Annotated in this window: 4 protein-coding genes; 2 read left to right on the forward strand and 2 right to left on the reverse strand. The window is 74.1% G+C overall.

Features of this window, described 5'->3' with window-relative positions; all coding sequences use genetic code 11:
• Positions 1-40 precede the first annotated feature (40 nt).
• On the reverse strand, positions 41-1303 hold the full coding sequence (locus tag ACFU6K_RS30185; protein WP_380668340.1) for a beta-ketoacyl-[acyl-carrier-protein] synthase family protein: 1263 nt from the start codon (positions 1301-1303) through the stop codon (positions 41-43).
• Between the two features lie 76 nt (positions 1304-1379).
• Here ACFU6K_RS30185 and ACFU6K_RS30190 point away from each other — a divergent pair, with 76 nt between their 5' ends.
• Both ACFU6K_RS30190 and ACFU6K_RS30195 read left to right on the forward strand, forming a co-directional pair.
• Positions 1380-2039 (forward strand): TetR/AcrR family transcriptional regulator C-terminal domain-containing protein, encoded by a 660-nt coding sequence (locus ACFU6K_RS30190; protein WP_380668342.1) that lies wholly within the window; start codon positions 1380-1382, stop codon positions 2037-2039.
• A 255-nt stretch (positions 2040-2294) separates the two neighbouring features.
• A complete protein-coding gene (locus ACFU6K_RS30195; RefSeq protein WP_380668344.1) occupies positions 2295-4172 on the forward strand; it encodes a tetratricopeptide repeat protein in 1878 nt (625 codons plus the stop codon).
• 88 nt (positions 4173-4260) lie between these two features.
• Here the strand turns inward: ACFU6K_RS30195 and ACFU6K_RS30200 are convergent, their stop codons facing one another.
• Positions 4261-5433, reverse strand: a complete 1173-nt coding sequence (locus ACFU6K_RS30200; RefSeq protein ID WP_380668346.1) for a hypothetical protein — start codon at positions 5431-5433, stop codon at positions 4261-4263.
• Between the last annotated feature and the right edge of the window lie 41 nt (positions 5434-5474).

The raw sequence follows: 5474 nt of genomic DNA on the forward strand, positions 1-5474 counted from the left end.
CAGTCGTAGGACCCTGCGGCACTCGGTGCGTCCGCGCGGGTCATGGCGCGGCCGGGGCCGTACGGGGCGTGCGGTGGTGTGGGTCGGTGACGACGAGGGAGACGTTCTGCCCGCCGAAGCCGAAGGAGTTGCTGAGCACGGCCGCCTGGGGGACGTCCCGGCGCTCCGTGACGACATCGAGGCCGATGTCGGTGCCGATGCCGGCCGCGGTGAGGTTGCGGGTCGGCGGGATGACGCCGTGCTCCACGCTGAGGACGGCGATGAGCGCTTCGATCGCGCCGGCGGCGCCGAAGAGGTGGCCGAGCGCGGCCTTGGGGGCCGTCACGGTGGCGTGGCCGAAGACCTCCCTGATCGCGCGCGCCTCGGCGGTGTCGCCGACCGGTGTTCCGGTGGCGTGGGCGTTGATGTGACCGATCTGCCCGGGAGTCAGACCGGCTTGTGCGAGTGCCTTGCGCATGGCGGAGACCTGACCGGCGCCGTCGGGGGCGGGCGCCGTGATGTGGTGGGCGTCGGCGGCGATGCCGGCGCCCGCGAGCACCGCGCGGATGCGTGCGCCCCGGGCGGCGGCGTGCTCGGCGCTTTCGAGTACCAGGACGGCGGCGCCTTCGCTGAGGACGAATCCGCTGCGGTCCGCCGCGAACGGCCGGGACGCCGAGGCGGGATCGCCGGTGTACCCCGACAGTGCCTGGGCCCGGGCGAACCCGGCGACGGTGATCGGGGTGGTCGCGGCCTCGGTCCCGCCAGCGATGACCACGTCCGCCTCGCCGGCCCGGATGAGACCGGCCGCCAGGGCGATCGCCTCGGCCCCGGAGGAGCACGCCGAGACGGGCGTGTAGACCCCGGCCCGCGCGCCGTACTCGATGCTGATCAGCGCCGCCGCCGCGTTGGGCATGAGCATCGGCACCGTACGGGGCGAGACGCGCCGGGCTCCGGCCGTCTCCAGGACGTCGTCCTCCCTCAGCAGCGTTCCCACGCCGCCGATGCCCGTGCCGATCGCCGAGGCGAGCCGGTCCGGGTCCACCTCCGGGGCTCCGGCATCGGCCCAGGCCTGGGCCGCCGCGACCAGGGCCGCCTGCTGCGAGCGGTCGAGCCGCCTCGCCTGTACCGGCGGCAGCAGCGTGGCGGGGTCGACCGCCATCGTCCCCGCGACGGTGTCGGGGAGGCCGACGCCCTCGTGGTCGCGCATCACGCCCCCGCGGAGGCCCGAGGCGCCGGCGAGCAGGGCCTCCCAGGTGGACGCCACATCGGCCCCGAGCGGGGTGATCGCGCCGAGTCCGGTCACGACGACTTCAGTTCGGTGCATGTTCCTCAGCCCTTCTTGCTTTCTTGTATGCGATACAAGTGAACGCGGGCCAAGTTGTATCACATACAATTCTGGGATGGAGAACGAGCGAGTGGAGAAGGGGCGCGTGGAGCAGGAGCACGTGGAGAAGAAGCGAACCGGAGCCCGACCGGCCCCTGGCCGCTCGCGGGACCGCGGCCGCGCGACGCGGATCCGGCTGATCGAGGCGACCGCGGAGCTCTGCAAGGAGCGGCCCGGCGCCGAGCTGAGCGTCGCGGAGATCGCGACCGCGGCAGGCGTCTTCCCCAACCAGGTCACCTACCACTTCGGCTCCAAGGACTCGCTGCTCGTGCACGCCGCCTTCCTCGGCCTGCTGCACGACGCCCGACGGATCGAGCGCATCGGCCGCCAAGCCCCCGACGCGGCGACGTTCCGGCGCAACATCGCCCGCGCCGTCCTGGCCATGCCCTCGCTCCCGTCCGTCACGCGGGCACTCGCCGCCGGGATCTCCAAACCCGAACTCGCCCCCGTGGTCGACCGGCACCTCCAGCTGCTGTTCCGGCAGTCCGAGCGCTTCGTGGGCCAGCTCGTCGACAGCCGCGGCTGGACGGCCCGCCGGCCGCTCGCGGTGGAGGCCCGGACGTTCTGGAGCACCGCGCTCGGCGCCGTGCTGCTCGTCCGCGCCGGGGCGAACGGCACCGTCGCCGACCTCGACCTCGCCGGATCACTGACCATCCACGACGAACCCGGTCAGTAACCCTCCGGCGAACCGGGACATCGGTGAACCGGGACATCGGCGAACCCGGGACCTCGGCGTCCCGGCGCTGCTTCCCCGGCACCACCGCCTTCAGGCGAGGGGGTTCAGTCGGGGCCGGCGTGCGGCCCGGGACCTCCGACAACCGGGTGCGCGGATCGCGGCACCGCCCGGAGGCCACTGCCGGTACGGTGGATCGCACGGGTCCGGCGCCGCTCCGCAGCTTTCCGCTCGTGGCCCACAGGGGGAGGTACGTCCGTGGAACCGTCGGAGCACGAGCACGTCGCCGACACCATCGCCAACACCATCGACGGGGGCACGTTCCACGGGTTGGTGGTCCAGGGCGGGGTCGTGCACGTCCACCTCTCCGAGCACCAGGCCTTCCAGGGGCCGGCGGGCGTGCCCCTGCGTTCCGTCACCGACCCGATGGCGCTCAACGTCCGCCGGAGCATCGCGACCGACCACGGCGACGGCCCCGGGCTGCCGGCCTACGTCGCGCGGGCGCACGACGACGCGTTGCGCGCGGTGGTACGGCGGGCCGTCGACGGTACGAGCGGCACGGCCGTCCTGGTCGGTGGCTCGTCGACGGGGAAGACCCGGGCATGCTGGGAGGCGCTGCGGGAGCTGCCGTCGCACTGGCGGGTCTGGCATCCCCTGACGCTCCGCCGGCTCCTCGCGGGGCTCCGGACGCCCGGCGCGATCGTGCCGTACACGGTGGTGTGGCTCGACGAGACGCAGTCGTACCTGCTCCAGCCCGCCAACCCGCTCGGCGAGGAAGCCGCCGTGGGCCTGCGCGAGCTGCTGGCCGCACCGGAGCGCGGGCCGGTCCTCGTCCTGGGCACCCTGTGGCCCGAGTACTGGCAACTCCTCGACGACGAGCGCCACCCGGGCGCCCGGGCCCTGGTCGAGGGCCGCAGCATCCGGGTGCCGGACGCCTTCACCCGGGAGGACCTGGCCGAACTCGAGCGGGTCGCGGGAGCGGACCCGCGACTCGCCGAGGCGGCCGGGCGGGCGCGGGACGGCGAGGTCGTCCAGTACCTGGCGGGGGCGCCCGCGTTGGTGGAGCGGTACGAGACCGCCCCGTCGGCCGCCCGCGCCCTGATCGAGACGGCCATGGACCTGCGGCGTCTGGGCCACGGCGTGGACCTGCCGTGGCCCCTGCTGGCGGCTGCCGCCCCCGCCTACCTCTCGCGCAGCCGGTTGGAGACGGCCGCACCCCAGCACTGGGAGGAAGCCGCCGTCGTCGCCACCCGGCCGTGCCGCGGCGCCCCCGGACCGCTCACCGTGGTCCCCTCCCCCCACGCGGACGGCCCGCTCCCGTCCGGCCAACCGTGGTTCCGGCTGGCCGACTACCTGGAGCAGCACGGCCGTCACACCCGTACCCACGAGGTCCCGGGTGTCGGCTTCTGGGAGGCCGCCGTGGACCACTGCGCATCTCCCGACGACACCCGTGCCCTCGGCTGGGCCGCCCTGAGGCGCTTTCGGCTGCGCCACGCGGACCTGCTCCACCGGAAGGCGTACGAGGCCGGAGACCGCGCCGCGCTCTGTGGACTCGCCGAGATCCGGGAGCGGGCCGGCCACCCGGAGGAGGCGGAACGCCTAGCCCGGGAGGCGGCCGGACAGAAGGACATGAGGGCCTTCAAGACGCTGGCACGCATGCGCGAACGGGCCGGAGCACCGCAGGAGGCGGCGCGGCTGTACCGGGCGAACGCCGAGGCCGGCAGCCGGTTCGCCCCTTGGGACCTCGCCTGGCTCCAGGAACGCAACGGCAACCCGTCCGAGATGGACCGGCTCGTCACCCGAGGGCTCGCTTCCGGTGACTACGACGTCCAGCTCGCCGTTCCGTGGGTCCGGATGGGCCGGGACAAGCACCCCCTGCTGACCGAACTCGTCTACGACGCCGCAGCCCGGAGCAGCGTGGTCGCCCTGTGGGCCGTCACGACGGCCGGGGACGACGCAGACCTGGCCTCCCTCGAACCGGAGCAGCCCGAGGAGGCTTGCCGCCGCGCCGCCGACGCCGGAGAGAGCCGGCCCCTGGAAGCGCTGGCCGAACGCCGTCGTGCCGACCCGCACTGGGCCCGACTGCTGCGCTACGGCCTGGAACCGGACGGCCGGACCTCCCCGCCCTGGGACTGAGCGGGCGACGTGCCCTGGGCGTGGGAAGCACCAGCCGCCCCCGCGCCGAACGAACCGGACCGACCTGCGGGTGCGCGGGTGTTTGGCGTCAGCGCGCGTCGCGCAGGAAGACGGACCGCTGGACGGACTGGTGACCGTTCGAGTCCGCGCTCACCCGGATGTCCACGTTGGCGCCGTCCTTCGGGGCCTCCTTGAACGTGGCCCGGAAGGTGTACTCGACCGTGTTGCCGTCGCGGACGCCCGGCACGTTCGGGTCGACCGTGACCAGACCGCAGTCGTCTTTCAGCTCGACCGGCTTCCACACGTCGCCGACCCGGGCCTCCACCGTGACGCCGTCCGCGGTCAGCAGGTCGGAGCTCCACACGGTCACCCGGGGGCGCAGGCCCGCGGTGCCGTCCGGCGAGGAGACCCGGAAGCTGAACGGGAGCGGGTCCGTGGTGATCACGCCCTTGGCCGGCGGCATCACCGAGAGCATCTCCGGGCTGTGGCTGTCGACGACTACGGCGTTCAGTTCGGCCTTCGCCATGTCCAGGTAGTTCTTGGAGTGCGGCACGGGGGCGTCGGCCTCGATCGTGATCCGCCCCGGACGGTTGGCCAGGGACAGCCGCATCCGGAACTCGATGGTCCGGCTCTCGCCGGCTGCCAGGGTGAAGGCCGCGTCGTCGGCGGTGCCCGCGTAGTCCATCCCGCCGCCCTGGCTGAGGTGGTCCAGCTTCTTCCAGCCGGAGGCGTCCTTGCGCTCCAGGGTGCCGTCCGCCATCGCGAGCACCATGGTGCAGGGCGCGCCCTGGTACTGCTGGGTCGACACGACCGGGGCCACGCTGCGGGTGCCGGTGGCGTCGTTGTTCTTCCAGGTGACGGTGAAGGGGACCAGGTCGTTCAGCCCGATCTTCCCGCCCTCGCTCAGGCCGCCGAAGGTGATGCCGATGCCGCTTCCGCCGGACGGGGCGGGGGTCTTCGGCGCGGCGGGCTTGGCCGCGGCCTTCGCGGCGGCCTTGACGTCGGTCCTGGCCGTCGCGGCCCCGGCGGCGGGGGCCTGCCCGGCCGGGGTGGCGGCGGCCGGGGCCGCCTCGGTGGTCGGCGCGGCCGGGACGGCGCCCGCGCCAGGGGTGGCCGAGGAGGTGCCGGCCGGGGCGGAGGCGGGAGCGGAAGCCGCGACGGAGGCCCCGCCCTCGGTCGGGCCGCAGGCGGTGACGCCGACGGCGGCGACGACGGCCAGCGGGACGATCTTCGCAATACGGGCGATAACGGACGCGTTCATGTGAAAGTCCCCCCAAGGACATGGTGATGGTGGTGATCGAA

The sequence above is a fragment of the Kitasatospora sp. NPDC057512 genome (assembly GCF_042802135.1).
Taxonomy (GTDB): Bacteria; Actinomycetota; Actinomycetes; order Streptomycetales; family Streptomycetaceae; genus Kitasatospora.